The organism is Sphingobacterium sp. LRF_L2 (assembly GCF_965644235.1).
Classification (GTDB): domain Bacteria; phylum Bacteroidota; class Bacteroidia; order Sphingobacteriales; family Sphingobacteriaceae; genus Sphingobacterium.
Genome location: NZ_CBFFRI010000011.1, coordinates 167,219 through 187,306 on the forward strand (window position 1 = coordinate 167,219; position 20,088 = coordinate 187,306).

Sequence of the window (20,088 nt, forward strand, 5' to 3'; positions counted from 1 at the left end):
TTATCGACTCTACAATAATAAGAGAAAGGAATGATTGAATGATCGATTTTCGTTGAAAAAACTACGCAATCGTTGCCGGAATAATTATTGAACCATTTATTTTTCTTTATGAAAAATACCCTTATTTCGATTTTATTCTGAATGTTTCTGCGTTGTTTGTTGATAATCAGTTGGATGCAGACAGTGCAGGACAGTTGGAGGGAAGTGATTTTTTTTAAAAAGAGTATGCTGAAAGTTAGTGTGATATATTTTTCCTTGTTACAAAGATTTGTTTGTAACACCCGAAAACAGAAATGGCTTTCCATAAAAAAAATGCTATGGATTAGTTTTTATAACTCTTTTATTTCATAAATAAAATTCCGCAAAAAACTGCTCCGTAATTCTATAGAGAAATCGGATGAATAGGGAACAAAGAAAAGCTAATCTATTTGTGTTTAGCTTTTCTCTGTCATTTTAGACGAGCGTTAAACAGGCTACTTAGATTTTTTTCCCCATATGGAAACACCTGTGGCTGACAATCCTGCGAATACAATTGTTGGGGTCCGGGGATCAGACTCCCAATCCAGTTCCCGTCGAAGCAGCAGCTGTTGACTTCCTATTGTCAGTATCTGTGTGTTTGTATTGTAATTCCAATTACCCGATAACGACCCTGTCGCCGTTTTGTCGCTAAGCAGCGTCAGTGTTGTTGCTGTTTGTTGGACGCCATATTGGTAATTCAATGCGATATATTCCCATGTTCCTACCAGATCATTTTCGGATATCACATCCTGTGGTAATGCTGTATAACGTTCGGGCATGACGACAGGCCAACCATCTGATGTCCATTCAATCGCACGGATGTGCCCCATCATGATAGCATTGCTGTAAGCGTTTCCATTTGTGTTTGCAGGAAGCCTTCCTTGTGAAGCATAGTACCATGATCCTGTTGCTTCATCTTCGAAGATTGCTGGATGGGAGATACCTACCCAACCTGCATGATTGTTGAAGCGATAGGGATGGGTTAAGATGGGGTACACTTCGCCTCCGCTGCTGATATCTTTACCATCATAACCAAGGTATGGACCTGTGACAGATTTTGAACGTGCTACGCGCGTGTTGTAGGCGACGGATAACTCATCATATGCCAGAAATAAATAATAGTAGCCTGTTTTGGCATTATAAATAATTTCAGGGGCTTCCGAACCTTGCCATCTCGAGTTTTTCGTGCGGGTGTAGATGGGCGTACCCCAAGTCGACTCATCTTTTCGATCAAATTTCTTGAGAGGTAAGCCTGTTTCTGGATTAAGCTGTATGGCGACAATACCACTATGCCATGAACCGTAGATTAACCAATGTTCGTTGTCGGGTGTAACAATATAGGATGGGTCAATGGCATTATACTTAAAGTAGGCATTCCAATTGTTTAAAGACGATCGATACCAATCGTTGCCTTTATCTGATGCTGAGCATACCACCATCCCTTTGTCTATCCAGAGATTGTTTGCTGGGTAATCAGTTTCCCGTAAGCCAATGTATGCTTTTTCTGACCAAGAGTTATCAAAGTTGTCAGCTGTATTAGCTTTGCCAGAGGCAATGTAATTATCAACAACCACACTGTAATACATTCGGTATTTACTGCCCACTTTCTTGATGCTGGGTGCCCAGAAAGCTAGTGCAGGTGCACTTATTGCACTTAACGCATCGACAGCGCGCATATTGTTTAAGGAATCCGTTAGCCATGCTGGTGATGCAGTCATCGCCATTCCTTTAAATTCCCAATGAACCAAATCCTTTGATCGCCTGTATAGAAAATGCCCTTTTCCATCGTGCGCATTTCCATAGGAAGCATCGGTAGAATACATGTAATAGTAACCGTCAGCTGCTTTCACAACTGTTGGATCGTGGACGTTTGCCAAATTCCATTCCACCCGATTATCCCAACTGGAAATAGCAGCGTAATCATCGGCATAACTTGGAGCCGTATAGCTTACGCCATTTTCTGTGCTGTCTGTTGGCGATGTACCATCGTTATCTATCGTTTGGTCTTTTTTGCAACTTAACGCGAGGATAAGTACTATCCCAAGACCTACTGTTCTTTTTTTCATTTGAATAATTTTAGCGGCAATACTTCATGATTAAATTATTGTGAGCGAGTTACCATCCTGAATTTTGACCCAATGAAGGCGCCTTTGTTACTTCTGCATACGGAATTGGGAAGAGATCATTCTTCGTTCGCGTATAAGAGACATCACCGACATTGGTGTCTTTTCCATAGGTGTATTTCGTTACTCCATTGCTGGTGGTCACTGTCACGCCATATAGATTATAAATTTGTTCCTGGTAAGGCTTGCTGGTTTCGTCGGTACTAGTCTGATCGTAATAGGATTTCCAACGACGTAGATCGAAGTAACGGTGGTCTTCAAAAGCAAGCTCTACGCGGCGTTCGTTGCGGACGCGTTTACGAAATGCCGCCTGAGAAAGGCCTGTGGGCAGGTTGGGCATTCCAGCACGTGTACGCACTTGATTAATTGCTGCATAAGCTTCTGTTGTTGGTCCTTGTGCTTCGTTCAGTGCTTCCGCATAGTTCAGTAGAATTTCTGCATACCGGTAGATAATCCAACTGTGGGCTTGTGCTGTTAGGTAAGAAGAATTGAAAATAATCGTTGGATTTACAAATTTCTTGACGTAGTAGCCGGTGTAGGTTCCACCGGAAGATCCTCTATAATCGGCCCCCTGATCGGTGGAGGAATTGTAATGTACGTCTACGGCAGCCTCTTCGCCGTAATCTGGTCGACCCCAAGTGGAGCCGTGATGGAAGATGGTAGCTGCCAATCGAGGATCTCGGTTCGAATAGGGCTGTTGATCATCATATGTGGCATCTTCGGTAATCGTTTTTCCATTCATGGTTTCGTAAGCGTCAACGAGATTCTGCGTCGGGTTTGTTCTTCCATAAGCGCCTGAAAAACTTCCGAAAGGAAGTAGACTGAAATCAATGGTTGTGGTAGACCAGATAGATCTACCCATGATAATTTCATCGTTATTATAAGGCAAGGTCACGAAGCAATACAGATAATTGAGTGTTCCTGGCTTTGCATTAACAATGTCGGAAGGCATGCTGGTACTGGATATTGCCCCCGTGTAAGTAAACAACTGGTGCGGTGTAGCGAAGCTGTTGTTTTTCGTGATAAAATCTTGCGCTGCTTGCGCTGCTTCCGTCCACCACGATCCATTGCTTTCTGTATTGTTCAGTGCGCTTGCACGGTATAAGAGTGCGCGTGATTTAAGCGCGTAAGCTAATGCGCCTGTTACCCGACCCCAGTTTCCTTGAGAAGAGTAGCGGAAAGGTAATACATCTTTTACTTCATCGCATTCCGATGCAATCCAAGCGAGGACTTCTGCTGCTGAACTACGTGTTACGTTGGTTAACTCTTCGTCACCTAGATTGAATACCTTATCATCGAGTATAGGAGCAGCTCCGAAGTAAGCAACCAATTCAAAATGATAAAGTGCGCGAAGTAGACGAGCTTCGGCTTTGTATCTAGTGAAGAGTTTATTGTCATCGCCCTGAATAGTTGCGTCCGAAATGATATCAGCACGCACGTTGGCTAGGAATTTATTGCATCGACGAATGCCGGTAAAGTTATTTGTCCAGAAGCTACCGGCTAATGGGTGAGAGGTGGACGTATAACTATCCGTGCGTATTTTGTTGTAATAGATCAATCCCCAAAAAGCGATGGAATTGTCCGACATGCAATCCCGGGAAGCATTTAAGAATTGGGTGTCACTGAACGGGCCAAAACCATCGGGTAAAAAGGTATAAATGTTTGCCAGAAACTCTTGTGTTAAAGTCGCATTTGCGAATACTTTTTCTTCGGATAAAGATGCATCGTATTCTTTATCAAGATATTTGTCGCAGCCTGTACACAGAAATAAACTGATACTTAGGATACTTAATAGGTGTTTTAATCTGATTGTCTTCATTGCTGTCTTTTTTTTCGTTAAAAACCAATGTTTACGCCTACAGAAAATGCTTTTGTTTTCGGATAGCCCCACTGATAATTGGTTGGGTTTTCAGGATCGAATCCATTGTCGAAATTACTCCAGTTCTTTAAATTATAGCCGCTGAGATAAAACCTGCAAGTGCTGATATGGAGACGTGATGTAAATTTTAACGGTAACGAATAGCCAATTTCTACGTTTCTTAATGCAAGAAAATTTCCATTTCTTATCCATACTGTTGTTGTATTATAGGGATAATTGCGGTCTACATCACTGAAAGATGTGGATAATCTTGGATAAAGTGCATTAATATTACGGCTGTCGGTTGGATCGTCCGTATAATAGCCCCATGTTTTGGTAACCTCATGTGTCGAGGTTCCACCCCAACCGAATCCATAATCCATATTTTCGCGTGTTTCCACTGTACGATTCAGATAAGCGGTCAAGATAACCCTGAAATCTAGACCATTCCAGCCTACACCAAGTTTTAGATTCGGAATAAGTTCAGGAACACTTGAGTAGCCATAGGGAACGAAGTCTTTAGTATCAATGAGTCCATCGCCATTTTGATCGACATACACAGCATTTCCGAGACGTGTACCAGCTAGGTAAGGGTATTTTTCAGGGTTGGCTAGCGCATCTTCTGCGGATGTAGAAATTAAGTTTGCATCGGAAGCCCATTGGCTTTTAACCAGTACCTGACGCCGGTCAATGCGTTGGCCGGTTCTTGCCTGATAAGATTCTTCGGGGGATACTTCATCCATGAAAACAATTTTATTTGTTTGCCATGTTAAGCTTCCTTCTATCAGATAATTGAATTTCCCGAATGTTCGTGCATGACCTAAGGTGAATTCCAATCCTTTGGATTCGGCTTTGCCGATGGAAGATTGTGGAATAGCTGCACCAAAAAGATCGGGTACGGTTGAAGGTGATACCAAGATCTGTGAACGCCATTCTTGGAATGCATCAAAGGAACCATATAGCGTTCTTTTCTTCCAATCGTAATCCACACCTAAATTAAGCATTCTAGAGAGCTCCCAGGTGATGTTGCTATTGCCTGTTTTTGACTCGTATACGCCTTGAAGATAGGATTGCGACGTACCGAAGTTATAACCATTTCCTGTGCTATATTCACTTTGGTAGGGGTACCGGCTTGTACCAATTGAGGATTGCCCTGCAAGTCCATAGGAAGCACGCCATTTCAGCAGATCGAATTTGCTGTTTTTCATCCAATTTTCCTCTGACATGAGCCAACCTACGGATGCGCCGGGGAAGAAGCCCCAGCGGTTTTCTGGAGCAAAATTGTCGGATCCCTGGTAAGATGCCGTTACTTGAGCGAGATATCGCTTGTCATAACGATAATTTACTATTCCACCGAAAGTAACGTAGCGGTTAGAAGAGTTGTAGCCCTCCACAACATTTTTGTAGGTGCGGAACATGGCTGTGGCGTCTACTTGGTGTTTTCCAAAAGAACGACCATATTGCAGGGAGCCTATTGTATTGATGTTGTAATACATCTGCCTTGGATTCGTTGCGGGATCACCTAGCGATTGTGCTGTATGTGTACGGGAATACGTATAAGAGCTTGGGTCGCTATATACTCCAGAATCGAAATCGTAATCAAAGGCATCATAGCTTTGACTTTGGGTATATTGAAACGTGTTGTACGAATCGAAGCCAATCATCACTTTTGCTTTTAGCCCCTGGGTGATAAAGTCTAAATTGAAATTTGCAGTAGCATTACTGTAGAGATTACGACGTCGATTATAATCAATACCACTCTGTGCCACTAGAGCGGGTCCATTTTTGGATGAATTGGCGCTTGGTGCATACCATTCACCTGTTGGGGTAAATACCGGATAGATCGGTAGATTCTCGGTAGTCCCCCAGGTAAATATCGTCCATGTGCCCGCTAGTGGCTGACGAATCATATCGATACGTCCCCCAAGATCTAGGGAAACATTCAATACTTTATTGATATCAATATCGACATTAGAACGTAAATTGTATCGATTTAAGGTATGCTGACTAGAATAGCCGGTATTCCATGTTGTCCATTTATCGTCGTATAAGCCCTCTTGATGTAGTCGGGACAACGACACAAAATAGCGTGCAGATTTATTTCCTCCACTGATGGATAAATTTGTCCGATTTTGAGGTGAAAGATCGCGTAAGAGAACTTCATTCCAGTTCGTGTTGAAATATTTGTATTTGTATTCTTCCGCTAATGTTCCTTCGCTGACTTCTTTATAGTGCTGAATATCCTCATCCGAGAATGCGGGTGATAGCCCATCCAGGTATCGTGCTTGATTATAGGTCAGCGCATAGTTATAAGCGTTCTGGCTTTCCGGAATTCCGGAAGGTGTCTGGTAACCAAATTCTTGGGAAAAATCAATTTTTATACGACCAGCTTTACCACGTTTTGTGTTGACCAATACGACGCCGTTTGCCCCTCGCATACCATATATGGAGGTTGCTGCAGCATCTTTAAGTATACTGATGGTCTCGATAGGGTAGGCGTCGAGAAAGGAGAGGTCACGCTCCATATCGTCGACAATGACCAAAGGAGACCGCGCGCTGCTGTTCATGGTACGTATACCTCGGATATACATTGCTGTTTCAGACCAGCCAGGTTCTGAACTGGTTTCTAAGGTCTGTACGCCTGTTAAGGTTGCTGTAAAAGCATTCTGAAGTACGGTAACTGGATGTTTGATCAGTTCCGCCCCATATACGGTAGACATGGCATTGATGTTGAATTTTTTCTGCAATTGCCCAAATGGGACAGCAATAACCGAGCTGTATGCATCTGTTTCAGGTGTTAATGTCACCAAAAATCTTTCGTTAAAATTCGCTGTTACTGTCGTATCGCGATACCCTGGACAGGAAATAACAATGCGGTCTGTATCTTCTACTTTCTTTAAGGTGAAGTTTCCATCTTTATCGGTTGTTGCGATACGACTTTGTTCTTCGACATTTAAGATTGCCCTTGCGATGGGGGTACCCTGCTGATCTACCACTTGTCCTTTGAGACTCCGCTCACTAACTTGCCCAAAGGCGATGTTGCCTGTAAGCAATAGTGCGATGCTGAGTTTACATATTTTATATCTTGAATTCATTGATTTAGATTTATAAGCCAAACAAATTATTGCCATCCTGAATTGTTCGTCCACCCTGTCTTCCATATTTCTGCTTCAGGGATAGGATAGAGGTAAAATCTATCTTGAAAAACACGCTCTTGTACGACTTGACGGATGTAAGTCAATGTGCCATCAGAAGCTTTTGTGATGTTGATTCCATATATTGGTCTTCCTATGGCTTGGTCGGCGACCTGCCAACGGCGTACATCCCACCAACGGTGGTCTTCAAAAGCTAGCTCGATGGTTCGCTCTTTACGTATGAAGTTCCGTAATGCTTCTTTACTTTGAAGATCCGCACGGGCAGATAGTTTTGCTGTTAAGCCTACCCGGTCCCTTAGTTGCTGTAGCACCTCGAAAACCCGGTTTGACGGTCCTTGGGCTTCGTTCAATGCTTCCGCATAGTTCAAGAGGATTTCGGCATAGCGAATGAATATCCAGTTGCGGTACATCGTTTTGGAATTATCTAGGTAGCTTGTTTGACTGTCATCGTGGTATTTACGGTTGTAGTAGCCCGTTGTCGTTTTATATGCATTCCCTTTTGGATTGTCGGTGCCGTTGACTGTGGTCTCCATATTACGAGACCACCACTGTGCACCATTATAAAGCACTGTTGAATAAAAGCGAGGATCGCGATTGATATATGGATTCTGCTCTTGGTAGGACGATGAACTGTTGATGGTCGGGTTTCCATTTACATCGTAGTTGGGAGCTCCGGAGGCGTCGTAACTGGAAAATGGAGATGTACCGTCTGCCATATCGTACATATCCACCAATGTTTGACTAGGACATAGCCCCCCATAGCCCCCAAAGCCGACGGGTGATTCATCTTGCCACCAGTCACCGACAGGTGCATTTTTCCAGAAGATGGATTCTTTGTTGCCATCTACTGCTCTGGTATTGATCGCATTTTGGTAAGCTTTGCTGTAGTCTGCCGTATTTTGATACAATGCGTAGCGAATACCATTGCCCCAATTTTCGATGAATATCTCAGCTGCATCGGCCGCATCTTGCCAACTGTAAAGCCCTAGAGAAGCATAATAGGGGCTTGCGAGATAAAGTTTGATGCGAGATAGTAAAGCTAAATTTACGCCTTTCGTAACCAAGCCATAGTCGGCTGTCGACAGATCGGTATCGGCTGTTAAATCGCCATAACAATTATTGAGTTCAGCAACGATCCACTCGAAACAAGTGCCTACAGAGGCTGGACGAGGGTAGGAGGCTAGGACCTCGGTGATATCTTGTCCTGGATCGATAGCTTCTGTAATAATGGGTATAGCGCCATAACGAAGGCATAATTCCCAATAGAAGTAGGCACGAAAGAACCGCATTTCAGCTTTCATACGTGTTCGTGTGGCTTCTCCCACAGCGGAAGTTACTTCGGTGCCAAAAGGTACATTATCAACATGTGCCAAGAATAGGTTAACCTTACGTATACCAGTATAATAGTGTGACCAGGTATCGACAATTTCTGGAGAACCGCCACTGGCGTAGAAATTGCCTACATTAAAACTGGAGCGGACACCTGCTGAGGAACGACTGGCTTCTGCCAGATCTGTAGCCTCATCCATCCATGAGCTATTGAAGCGTGCTAAGCCGTTTCGTAGAAAATTGTAGGTGTCGGTGTAAAAGTAAACGGTATTGCTCCAGCTCGACCAGACTTGTTCTTCTGTCAGTTCGCCACTGGGCTGTTTATCTAAATAGGTACTTTTCTCGCAGGATATCAATAGACTTCCTGTAAAGAGGAGTCCTGTTAAAGTCATTTTTATAACTGTCTTTTTCATGTGATGGCGGCGTTTAAAATTTAATGTTTAATCCCAAGTTGATGGACTTCATAATGGGATAAGCATTTGATGTCGTACTTTCAGGGTCGGTTAAACCATCTAGTTTATCCCAAGTAAACAGGTTGTTTGCATTGACATACACTCTACAGTCTGACATATGCCATTTGGATGATAGGTTCCTTGGAATGTTGTAAGCAAGTTCCACGTTCTTTAACCGCAAATAATTTCCCGATCTTAGGAAGAAGGAACTGATACGCTGGTTATGGTTTCCTTGATCGTCATAGTGCAGAAGGGGATACTTAGCATTGGCAAGATTATATGTTTCTGTCTGATTTGGATCCCAACGTTGTAGATGTTCTTCCCGTACTTTTCCGCCATTTACAAAGGCAAATAGAGCCTCAGAATCATAATAACGGGAAACTTTGCCTACGCCTTGAAACATAACGCTGACAGAGAAACCTTTGTAGTCCACGCCCAACGAAGCAGCATAGGTGTTTTCTGGAATATAACTGCCCCCGATTTGTGTAACGTCTTGATCGTCAATATAACCATCGCCGTTCATGTCTTTGTACTTTAAATCACCAGGTTGTACGTTGGTTGTGAACAACGATGTTGGGGTGTTGGGATTGTCGATATCAGCCTGCGTAAGATATCCTTCACTTTGTAATCCAAAAAACTGGCCAATTACGTGGTCGGTACCTCTTCTATAGGTTGGTTTACCGCTTGGTTCGTCCATAGCAAGGATTTTATTTTTGGCATGTGTGAAATTGAAGCCTACGTTGTAACGTATTTCCCCGAGTTGTTTTCGGTGCTTAAATTCAATTTCGTAACCTTGATTGCGTGTGCGACCTAGATTTCCGGCAGCAAGTTCGACCCCTGTATAGCCAGGGACGGTGAGATAGGAGGTGAGGATATTTTTACGGTTTTCTCTGAACAAATCTACATTTAGTGTAAAAAGGCCCTGAAAGAAATCGGATTCGAAGGCGATATTGTATTTTTTTGCCCGCTCCCAGGTAACGCCTGTATTCGGATAGCGTCCTTCGTAAACGCCTGTTTTGTAATTGGCATCTCCGAAGTAATATACATTGTTGTACCAAGACCAGTCTTCGATATATAGAAACCGCACTTCTGATCCGTTGACGTAGTATTTATCATTTCCTACTTCACCATAAGACGCACGGAATTTCAATCGGTCAAGCCAGCTTTTTGTGTTTGCCATAAAGCTTTCATTGGTCGGAACCCAGCCAATGGACATGGAAGGGAAAAAGCCAAAACGATTCCCTTTAGAGAAATTTTCCGAACCATTGTATCCAGCATTTACTTCGGCCAAATAACGGTCAGCATAGCTGTAGGTCGCCCGCCCCACGATACCTTGGTAGCGTTTTTGGAGGTCTGCCTGATAGCGGTAGTCATTTTGATTATACAGAAGAAGTCCGGTCACTTTATGTTGTCCGAAATCGCGTGCATAGTTGAGTGCCCCCTCGAGATAGAACTTCATTGTCACATTTTGGGTGTTCCCCGAGTAACTCAGTTCTTGATCTTCATTGTAACGGGTGTAGCTTTCTGCTAGCCCAGGTTGGGTTCTGTCGATAAGCTCATAGGTGGCGAAGCCTGCAGCGAATCTTCTGTCATAATAAGTTTCATAGTCGAAAGACCCCATTCCTCGGAAGGACAGGCCTTTGGTGACGAAATCTAACTTCTGATCCAAGATAAAATTCGTTTCGTTTATTGTATTGTTGTTGCGGTATATTCCACCACGGCTTAGTTTCGCTACAATATTGTTTTGGTTTTGGGAGTTTCCACCAAAGTACCCATTCTCATATTGTACAGGAAATAACCATCCTGGAGTATGGTTAATCTCATAGAATATTTCGTTGTATTTCGTGGCCGAATTTTCAGTTACATTGGGGCCATAGCGTTCTTCAAAGCGCGTTCCGAAGTTTACTGAAAATGTAGTGGTCTGTGTTAATAGGAAGTCTAGATTGGCACGGAAACCGTAGCGTTTAAATTGTGCATTTGAACTTTGTGTGTAGTTACTACTGTTGGTTAGGTTTTTATAAAGACCCTTCTGATCGTAGTATTCTAACGAGGTGAAATACCGTACACGTTTCGTTCCGCCTTGTATGTTTGCATTATATCGCTGGGCGGCAGCAGTATTGTTCAGAACCTCGTTGTACCAGTCTACATTGGGGTATAGCTGTTGTTCGGCAGCAGAAAGCGCCCCTTGACTAGACAGTTTGTACTTCTCTAATGTTGCGTTGTCGTATTGTGATGGTAAGCCATCATTTGCCAGTGCTTCTTCGAGTAACAACAAGGATTGATAAGAATCGAGATAATCTGTTTTTCGGGTGGGGGTTTGGATTTGGGTGCTCGCCGTAACACTCACCGTAGGTGCTTGGATTTTACCTCGTTTTGTGGTAATGAGGATAACCCCATTTGCGCCGCGGACACCGTATACAGCTGTTGCCGAGGCATCTTTCAACACAGAAATATTCTCAATGTCGTCTGGGGCAATTTGTGAAAATTTACGTTCTACTCCATCCACCATAATTAAAGGTTGGTTATCGCTGGCGAATGAAGCGACTCCACGTATATAAATGTTTACATCATCACTACCCGGTGCACCGGACACTTGTGAGGTGATGACCCCCGGCAGTCGTCCAGCAATTGCTTGTGTAATGTTGGGTGATGATGATTTTAGGAGCTCCTTGGTATTTATTGAGGATATAGCACCTACAACACTTTCCTTTTTCTGCGTGCCATATCCGACTACCACAACTTCATTAAGTTGAAGGTTAGCTTTTCGCATGGTGATCTCTAGAACGGTTTTTCCTTGGATACTTATTTCTTCGCTCTCATAGCCGATATAGGCTAAACTGAGAACATCATCGGATTTAGCTTTGATACTAAAGGCACCGCTTTTATCTGTCGTAATGGTCGTATATGTTCCTTTTACTTGGACAGTAACGCCGATAAGTGGTTCTCCCTGCACATCTTTTACAACACCGTGTACAGACAGTTCTTGTGCCCAGGCCTTTTGCCCGCTCATTATCAAAACAAGTACCGGCAGTAATCGCCATAGGAAGGTGTTCCATAACGATTTTCGGTACGCTCTTTTATTTTCCATTGGTTTATTTTTTCTTATTGGTTATCTAAAATTTCACGATGAACTAAAGTGAGGCTTTCCCTATAGGAAAGCCTTTCAGAAGTGCTCATGTTCGTTTTATGGTTCTTGTTATTCTGTCGTGTTTAGGAAAGGATAATAAGCGGCGGTTCGCAGATCTAAACTTGCGCCTTCTACCGTGAGAAAAGTACCAATATCCGTTGTAGAAATACCATCATAATAGAACGTATAATCTTCCAGCTGTTCGCCTGCTGCGGTGGTAACTTTCGCCGTGACGTCTACACGTGTTCCGCTACGCGTTAAGATGATCTTTACTAAAGCGCCGTTCATTTGTGATTTGAAGTTATCCCAGTCATAGCTTGCAGATATATTACCGCCAGCATAATTCGAATCACCCCAACCGAAAGCATCAGCACGTAGAATAAAGTATTCTGCATATCCTGTTTCACTTCTGTTTTTTCCGTTGGTGAGGGCTAACAACCAGTTGTTCCAATTGTTACTTCCATTGGTATAGTTGTAGAAGGTATAAATAAAAGGAGAAGGCGAACTACCTGATATTTTTGTGAAATCAGAGAAGTAGGACCACCAACCTGCACTTAGATCTGCAGGGCCAACACGCGACGCGTTTGCGGCATAGGACTGCCCGACGTAGACGGTTTCTGGATCAATGTTTAAGTAGGCTCCTTCTACTGTTAAAAATGAACCTATGTCTGTTGTAGAGACTCCTTCGTAGAAGAAACTATAATTATAAACCGTTCCACTTTTTGCTGTTACCACGGCGGTTACGTCGATGCGGGTTCCATTGCGTTTGATGGTCAAGTCAACGTAGGCTCCATTCATATCTGACGAGAAAGTGTCCCAATTGTAATTAGATGTTATATTAGCGCCGTTATAGTTTCCGTCTCCCCAGCCGAAGGCATCTGCCCGTAACACGAAGTATTCTGCGTAGCCTGTTTCATTGCGGTTTTTGCCGTTAGTGACTGCAAGTACCCAGTTGTTCCAATTGGCATTGCCACTGCTGTAGTTGTAGAAGCCATAGTGTGTGGTTTGATTACCTGTCATTGGGATAAAGTCGGAGAAGCTAGTCCACCATCCTGAAGAGAAATCTTCGTTTCCGACAACAATATAGTCGGCTCCGGAAGAACCATTGGTGGCAGGAACGGCAATTTGACTGTCCGTGATTTGGTTGCGGTAAATACTTAAATCGTCAACCATCCATTCTTGGGTATTTGTGCCAGAACCATAACCTATATAAAGGGAGGGTGCGGTAGCTATAAATTGTACAATTTTGGAGAAATCAAAATCCGTTACCGTTTTGTCTATCTTATTTTCGCCATCTACATAGATAGCATAGCCATTGTTACGTATTTTTAATGCGATGTAATGCCATTCACCTGTACTAATGATGCCTGTTGCACCGGCAGAAGGATTATTGTCTTCATACGTTCCGTCTCCTTGGTAGCTCAGCCAACCATTTGCGGTGATGAATGCTTTCTGGGATCCGGTTTCGTTTTGAAAAGAAAGAAGCGCCCCGGAGAGGTCCTGCTCGACACCGGATGGGTTCGCTTGTTTCATCCAAAAGGTGAACGATACGCCATTCTGTACTTTTACACTATTTAGCGGATTATTTATTTTTGCGTAGCCGCCGTCCAACTGTAATACGGAACTACCGAGATCGTTGTCTGTTGCTACCTTGGGAAGGTTTCCTCCTTCATAGGCACTAAGTTGAAACTCGGAATCTATGCCATTGTTGAATGCATAGGTAACCAATTTTTGAAGTGTTGGGTACACCTGATTACCTGAGGGATCATCCCATTTGTTCCAACTCTGGCAAGCCTGAAGCGATAGCATTAGATAGCCAGTGAGGAGGACATAAATCCACCTGTTTTTGTTAATAAACATGTTCATAATCGGATATAGATTTATAATTTTCTTAATGTTTTATTTTATTCGTTTTCCCCAAAACGAAAAACCTTGTTGATCGAGTCCACTGAATAGGATGGTCTTCTGTTCATTTTCCCAATCTTGGCCTTCGAAGACTTTTAACTGTATTTCGTTCGCTGCTGTGTGAAGTGTCAGGCTATTTTTTGATAGGCTCCAAGTTCCCTGATAAGTTCCAGTGAATGTCTGATCCTTATGGAAAATAATCTTTTGTGCTAAGTTCATTTCATCCTTTTGGAGTTTGTTTTCCCCCCAAAGAATCTGTCCAGCTTCTAAATTTCTATCGGGAACTTGGCCTTTGATGAGGATGGTTTCCCAAGTTCCAATGATGTCTTTTGCTTTCAGCTTAGCGTTTTGATCACCATTATACCGTTCTGGTGATAAGACTGGCCATCCGTCGCTGTTCCAAAAGATTTGCCGTACATGAAGAACCATTTGGTGATTTTCTGGAGCCAAACGTGCTTGATGGGCCATGAAGTATTGTCCACTCGCATCGCTAAACACACTGCAGTGGCCAGTGCCTGACCACCCAGCGTGTTTTTCGAAGGCGTATGGATAAGTCAAAATAGGGAAATGCTCAATTTCCTCTGATAGGTTTTTACCGTTGTAGTCGAGAAACGGTCCATTTGCAGACTCTGATCTGCCTACGCGGATATTATAGGTTGTCATCAATGGGTCGTAAGACACAAAAAGAAAGTATTTTTTCAGCGTTGGATTGTAGATGATCTCGGGAGCCTCGATGTTATTTTTTTTGCCGTCGAATCTTCTGGCGATGAGCTGCCCTTGATCTCCGTTTTTTTGTACGAAGCCAGTTTCAGCATTGAGCTTAACGGCGTACAATCCGCCAAAGAAAGAGCCGTAATGCATCCATTGTTCGCCTGTTTGTGGGTCGGTCACTATACTTGGGTCGATGGCATTCATGGCATCTCCTTGTTTGGTTTTTACAACAATGCCTTTGTAATCCCATGGGCCGTCTGGCTTTGTTGACTCTGCAAACCCAATACAGGAGGTTTGCCTACCGAATGCAGAAACGCTGAAATATAGCCTAAATTTATCTTTATACTTTAAAAGGTACGGTGCCCAAATATTTGTTGCTCCTTTTTGGTGAGCGTGCGTTAATACCCAGCTTTTCATTTCGGCAGGGATTTCATCCAAAGCCCATCCCACATATTCCCAGTGTACGAGATCTTTGGATTTTCGAAGCTGAATGTATCCGAAGGGAAGCTTATTTTTTTTGATAGCGATACTGTCCTCACCAAGTATGGCATCTGTAGAATACATATAATAGGTATCACCAACCAAGAGGCAAGAGGGATCATGTACATTGTAGGTTCCCCAGGAAGCATAGGATGTCATGGCAGATTTGTCGCGATAGTCATCCTGCCAGGGGTTACTGCGTTTGGTAACTTGCTTGCTGTTGGAACAGGATATGATAAAAAAGGATGTTAACGCGAAAAGCACCCTCAAGCTGATCCGAAATGAACACATACTTATTTTTGGTTTATATTGTTATAAAAGATATTTCCCTACTACACTGTCTGGCAATTTCTTTTCGTCTTAGCGTCAGAAGTTGGCCAAATTGGTTATTGTTCTATTCTTTGTGTCTATAATGATATTTCAAAAGTAGATGTTGGCTTAAAAAACAGGGTGGACAATAGAACATTTTTGGTGGATTTTTTGTGAAATTTTGTTTTTCATTTGTATTGTTTTTTATTTTTGGTGTACACAATGCCAATATAAATCGATGTACCGTAAGTTGTATCTGATCGCTACCGTCCTCTTTGCTGCTTTTATTTTTAGCAGTCCTGTTCTCTATGCGCAGAACTCGCTATCCTCATCGTATACTTTTCGGTCGTTGACAATAGCAAAAGGGCTTCCGATAAATTATGTGGATGATATTTATAAGGATAGTAAAGGGTTTATATGGATATCTACACAAGGAGGCGGATTGAGCAGATATGACGGTTATGAGTGTTTGAATTTCGATGTGAATAATAAGCTTCTGCCGTTGAAAAGCAATTTTATTAGGCAGGTATGTGAAGATCATTTTGGAAGACTTTGGCTGGCTACTGATTTTGGCTTGGATCTCATTGACCTCAAGACATTAAAGAAGCTGACTATTGGTCAGAACAATGCGGTTTTTCAAGCTTCGGTAGCAAAAGATTGGAATAATATATTACTGGATAGTGCGGGGAATATTTGGTTACAAAATAGTACGGTAATTCATCGGATCTCATTTAATAATCAGGGTGAAATTGTGGCTGTTGGAAGTACTTCGTTGCATAAGGGGACTGGCGTGAATACTTTCACCATGATAGAAGAGGTAGGCGGAAAGGTTTATGCGGGGCATAATGGCAAGTTGGTGTTGATGCAGGTGTTTCCTGATCGTACACTAGGTATACGGGAGATTTCACCTCTTCTGGACTTTGGAATGAATCTTTTCATTTCCTCTTTTGTCGAAATGGGGCATACTTGGTGGATCGGAACTGATCACGGCTTGTTTGGCTTTGACCGAAAAAAAAATAGTTTACAGCGTATTACGAATGATCTGCAACCTGGGCATTGTTTGACACAGAATATGGTAACGTCATTAGAAAAGATTGGGGATCATATGTTGGTGGTGGGTACATTGAAGGGACTTAATTTTTTAGATACGGATACGTACCAAGTGGAACAATTGACGCAGGGAGGTAACCTGTCGAATGGACTGACGAGTAATTTCGTTAATTGTTTGTTTTCTGATGGGAGAGATTTGTGGGTGGGGACCGAGGCTGGTGGTATCAATATGTTGTTTCAGCGACGGCTTGATATTAAAAATTACGGGCATACCTCATCAGCGATGAGTTTGTCTCCCAATCCTGTAAATGCTATTTTGGAAGATCATCAAGGGGATTTGTGGGTTGGTACTGTGGAAGGTGGACTTAATTATCGAAAAAAAGGTAGTTCTTCGTTTTTACATATGCTTGCTGGTCCGAATTCTATTACACATAACTCTGTGAGTGCATTGGAAGAGGATGGTGCGCATCGATTGTGGGTGGGTACATGGGGAGGAGGGATCGCTATTTTGGATTTGGATGTGTTCCCGAAAAAATCGTTTCATTATTTACCGAGTGAAATCGATTATATTTCTGTTTTAAAACACGACCGTTTAAACAATGGTATGTGGATCGGCACCAACAAGACTATTCTTTTTTACGATAGCAAGACTGGGCATATCCAACATCCAGTTGATCCGGCGTTAACGAAGGGGTTGAATGGTACGATTGGCTGTATTATAGACGATAAAAATCAGCTTTGGATAGGCACTACAAAAGGTCTCTTTATTCTTAAGCTGAACACCTTGAAACCGGATTATTCTTTTTGTGAAGTTTCTCTTTTTAAAGAGAGCGATGTGAAACTTGATGAGCGGTTTTTGCATAATATCACTTCTATTATCCAGGCGCATGATCGTTCGATTTGGATAAGTAGTAAAGGATATGGTGTTTGTAGGATTACTGAGGATGATAGAGGATATCATAGTACATTGTTTACAACGGCAGATGGGTTGGTAAATAATTCCTGTATTGGTGTCTTGGAAGACGAGGCTCACTTGATCTGGATAAGTACGTCGAATGGCATTTCTTGTTATAATCCGGCTTCTCGACAATTTGTTAATTATAACAATACCGATGGATTTGCTAATAATCAGTTTTACTGGAATGCGGCATTTCGGTCGGTGCAGTCTGATAAATTGTATTTTGGCCATATAGATGGATTGGCCGAAATACAGACTTCATCTTTTCATCAATCGGATGAGAATCGCCGTGTGTTGTTTACCAAATTGAAGGTGTTGAATGATATGGTAGGTGTGGTGGACGGTCAATTTGCGGTGTCTGATATTGCATACACGGATCAGATTGAGCTGCACGAACGGGACAAGTCCTTCTCTGTGGAATTCTCGGCGCTGAATTTCAGTCACGCCGGCACTACAGCCTATTCGTACAGGCTCTTAGGTTTTGATAGTACCTGGGTGAATGTGCCTGCTGATATTCGTTTTGCGGCCTACACTAACTTGGGGCCGGGAAATTATACGTTGGAGGTTCGTTATAAAAAATCGAATGGCGAGTGGTCAGCGCATACATCGAAATTGAAAATTATTGTGCACCCTTACTTTTATCGGACGACTTGGTTTATCCTCTTGGTGATCGTACTCTTGTTACTTGGTATATTTCAATTTATCCGTTGGCGGTTGAAGGAATTGGAAAATCAGCGGCAGATGTTACATGAGAAGGTGGAACTGCGAACACGGGAATTGGCACTTCAAACGGTGGTACTGGAAGAGCAAGCTCAAAAATTGACGCTGCAAAACCAAAAATTGTCGGTTCAAAATGAAAAGATATCTAAGCAACGTAAGGAATTGGTCCGGATGTCAAAGAAAGTGCAGGAGGCAATGGCACATAGTACCTCGTTCTTTACGAATATCACGCATGAATTTCGTACGCCGATCACCTTAATTAACGGACCTCTCGAACGAGCGATAAAAATGTGTAATGAGCCTAAAGTAAAGGAGCAGCTTTCTTTTATTTCACGTAATGCGCGGTATTTGCTGACACTGGTAAACCAAATTATGGACTTTCGAAAGATTGAGTCTGAGGCTTTACAGATTGTCTATCGCCCCGAAAATATCCGTGATTTTTTTCAGGAGATTATTGAACAATTTCAATTGTATGCACAGGAAAAGGAAATTACAATCCGGCAGTTTACACATTTGCATCAGAGTACAATATATATAGACAAAGAAGCGATACGGAAAGTGCTAACAAATCTTTTGGCAAATGCTGTTAAGTTTTCACATAATGGGGGGACGATCTCCGTTTATTTATCAACTTTTACGCAAATGTCGTCAGGTTCAGTGATGTTGTACCTCGCGGTGGCCGATGATGGTATAGGTATTAAAGATGAAGATCTTGAAAACGTATTTGAGCGTTTTTACAGGTCTTCGACAAGTTGGAATAATAGTTCTTCGACACATACTGGTACAGGGATAGGACTCTTTCTCTGCAAAAAGATTATGGATTTGATGAATGGGAAAATTTTCGCCTTAAATAATTTCCAAGGGGGAGCAACTTTTCGGGCTATCTTACCTCTACCGTCGGTTTTATCTCTTCCTCAGGGGGGACTGGAGATGGATACGGAGGAAGTTGTGGTTGAGGATTGTGTTACAGAGATGGGAGATACGCCTCCTAAGAATAATACGATACTTCTTGTGGAGGATAACCAAGATATGAGAAGGTACCTTCGCTCTATTTTGGAAGAACAGTATCAGGTCGTCGATGCTGAAAATGGACAGGAGGCTTTGCTTCTGCTGAAGCAAAAGGAAATAGATTTTGTCGTTAGTGATTTGATGATGCCTGTGATGGATGGCATGCGCTTTTCCAAAATTTTGAAGCATGATATCGAATTGTCACATATTCCAGTGTTATTGTTGACCGCGAAGACGGGAAAACAGGTGCAACTCGATAGCTACAAGATCGGTGCCGACGAGATTTTGTTCAAGCCATTTGATGAGGAGGTGTTATTGACGAGAATTCAGAATATTCTCGCTATAAGAAGGGGCTATCAACAGAAATTTAGTGTGGAAATGAAGGTAGAAGAGCTTCATATTCCTCACGAATCGAAAGATAATCAATTTTTGAAAAGGGCAATGGGATTGGTACAGGAGCATTATAAAAATCCTAATTATGAAATTGTCGATTTTATACGTGCGCTCGGTGTGTCTAAGACGCTTGCAAATGCTAAATTACAGCACCTCACAGGCTATTCTCCGAATCTTTTGATTCGGAATTATAGACTTACTGTTGCAAAGAAAATGTTATTGGAAAATAACAGTGATTTAACCATTTCGCAAATTGCGTATGAAGTGGGATTTAATGACCCTAAGTATTTTACGCGTTGTTTTACGAAACAATATGGAAAATCACCCACTGAATTTTTAGGAGAGCTGTTGCGTAAAGAACCCGAAGGCTGATTTTGTAAAATGGACCGCTTTGACGTCCGAATCAGAAGTGGATTTGTCTTACGATGCCGGGATATGAATTGAAGATGTTAATATTCAAGTGTTCTTCGTTAAGATTGTGAAAACAATATC

The 20,088-nt window shown here is 42.4% G+C and carries 8 protein-coding genes; 1 reads left to right on the top strand and 7 read right to left on the bottom strand.

All coding sequences use genetic code 11. The annotated features are described in order from the left end of the window. Positions 1 to 473: 473 nt before the first annotated feature. From ACSZOX_RS20465 to ACSZOX_RS20495, 7 genes are all read right to left on the bottom strand, one after another. Positions 474 to 2,084 carry an arabinan endo-1,5-alpha-L-arabinosidase gene (locus ACSZOX_RS20465; protein WP_437922068.1) on the bottom strand — a complete coding sequence of 537 codons (1,611 nt, stop codon included), beginning with the start codon at positions 2,082 to 2,084 and terminating at the stop codon, positions 474 to 476. Positions 2,085 to 2,133: 49 nt separating this feature from the next. Beyond that, positions 2,134 to 3,960 (bottom strand): RagB/SusD family nutrient uptake outer membrane protein, encoded by a 1,827-nt coding sequence (locus ACSZOX_RS20470; RefSeq protein WP_437922069.1) that lies wholly within the window; start codon positions 3,958 to 3,960, stop codon positions 2,134 to 2,136. A 17-nt stretch (positions 3,961 to 3,977) separates the two neighbouring features. Next, the gene (locus tag ACSZOX_RS20475; RefSeq protein ID WP_437922070.1) at positions 3,978 to 7,094 is read right to left on the bottom strand and encodes a SusC/RagA family TonB-linked outer membrane protein; all 3,117 of its coding nucleotides are present in this window, start codon (positions 7,092 to 7,094) and stop codon (positions 3,978 to 3,980) included. A 26-nt stretch (positions 7,095 to 7,120) separates the two neighbouring features. Continuing rightward, positions 7,121 to 8,896: a RagB/SusD family nutrient uptake outer membrane protein gene (locus tag ACSZOX_RS20480; protein WP_437922071.1), complete on the bottom strand. Its 1,776-nt coding sequence runs from the start codon at positions 8,894 to 8,896 to the stop codon at positions 7,121 to 7,123. 13 nt (positions 8,897 to 8,909) lie between these two features. Beyond that, positions 8,910 to 12,023, bottom strand: coding sequence for a SusC/RagA family TonB-linked outer membrane protein (locus tag ACSZOX_RS20485; protein ID WP_437922072.1), 3,114 nt, complete (start codon positions 12,021 to 12,023; stop codon positions 8,910 to 8,912). A 108-nt stretch (positions 12,024 to 12,131) separates the two neighbouring features. Further along, positions 12,132 to 13,928 (bottom strand): hypothetical protein, encoded by a 1,797-nt coding sequence (locus ACSZOX_RS20490; protein ID WP_437922073.1) that lies wholly within the window; start codon positions 13,926 to 13,928, stop codon positions 12,132 to 12,134. Positions 13,929 to 13,961: 33 nt separating this feature from the next. Further along, positions 13,962 to 15,449 carry an arabinan endo-1,5-alpha-L-arabinosidase gene (locus ACSZOX_RS20495; RefSeq protein WP_437922074.1) on the bottom strand — a complete coding sequence of 496 codons (1,488 nt, stop codon included), beginning with the start codon at positions 15,447 to 15,449 and terminating at the stop codon, positions 13,962 to 13,964. Between the two features lie 256 nt (positions 15,450 to 15,705). Here ACSZOX_RS20495 and ACSZOX_RS20500 point away from each other — a divergent pair, with 256 nt between their 5' ends. Next, the gene (locus ACSZOX_RS20500) at positions 15,706 to 19,968 is read left to right on the top strand and encodes a two-component regulator propeller domain-containing protein (protein ID WP_437922075.1); all 4,263 of its coding nucleotides are present in this window, start codon (positions 15,706 to 15,708) and stop codon (positions 19,966 to 19,968) included. The last annotated feature ends 120 nt before the right edge of the window (positions 19,969 to 20,088 follow it).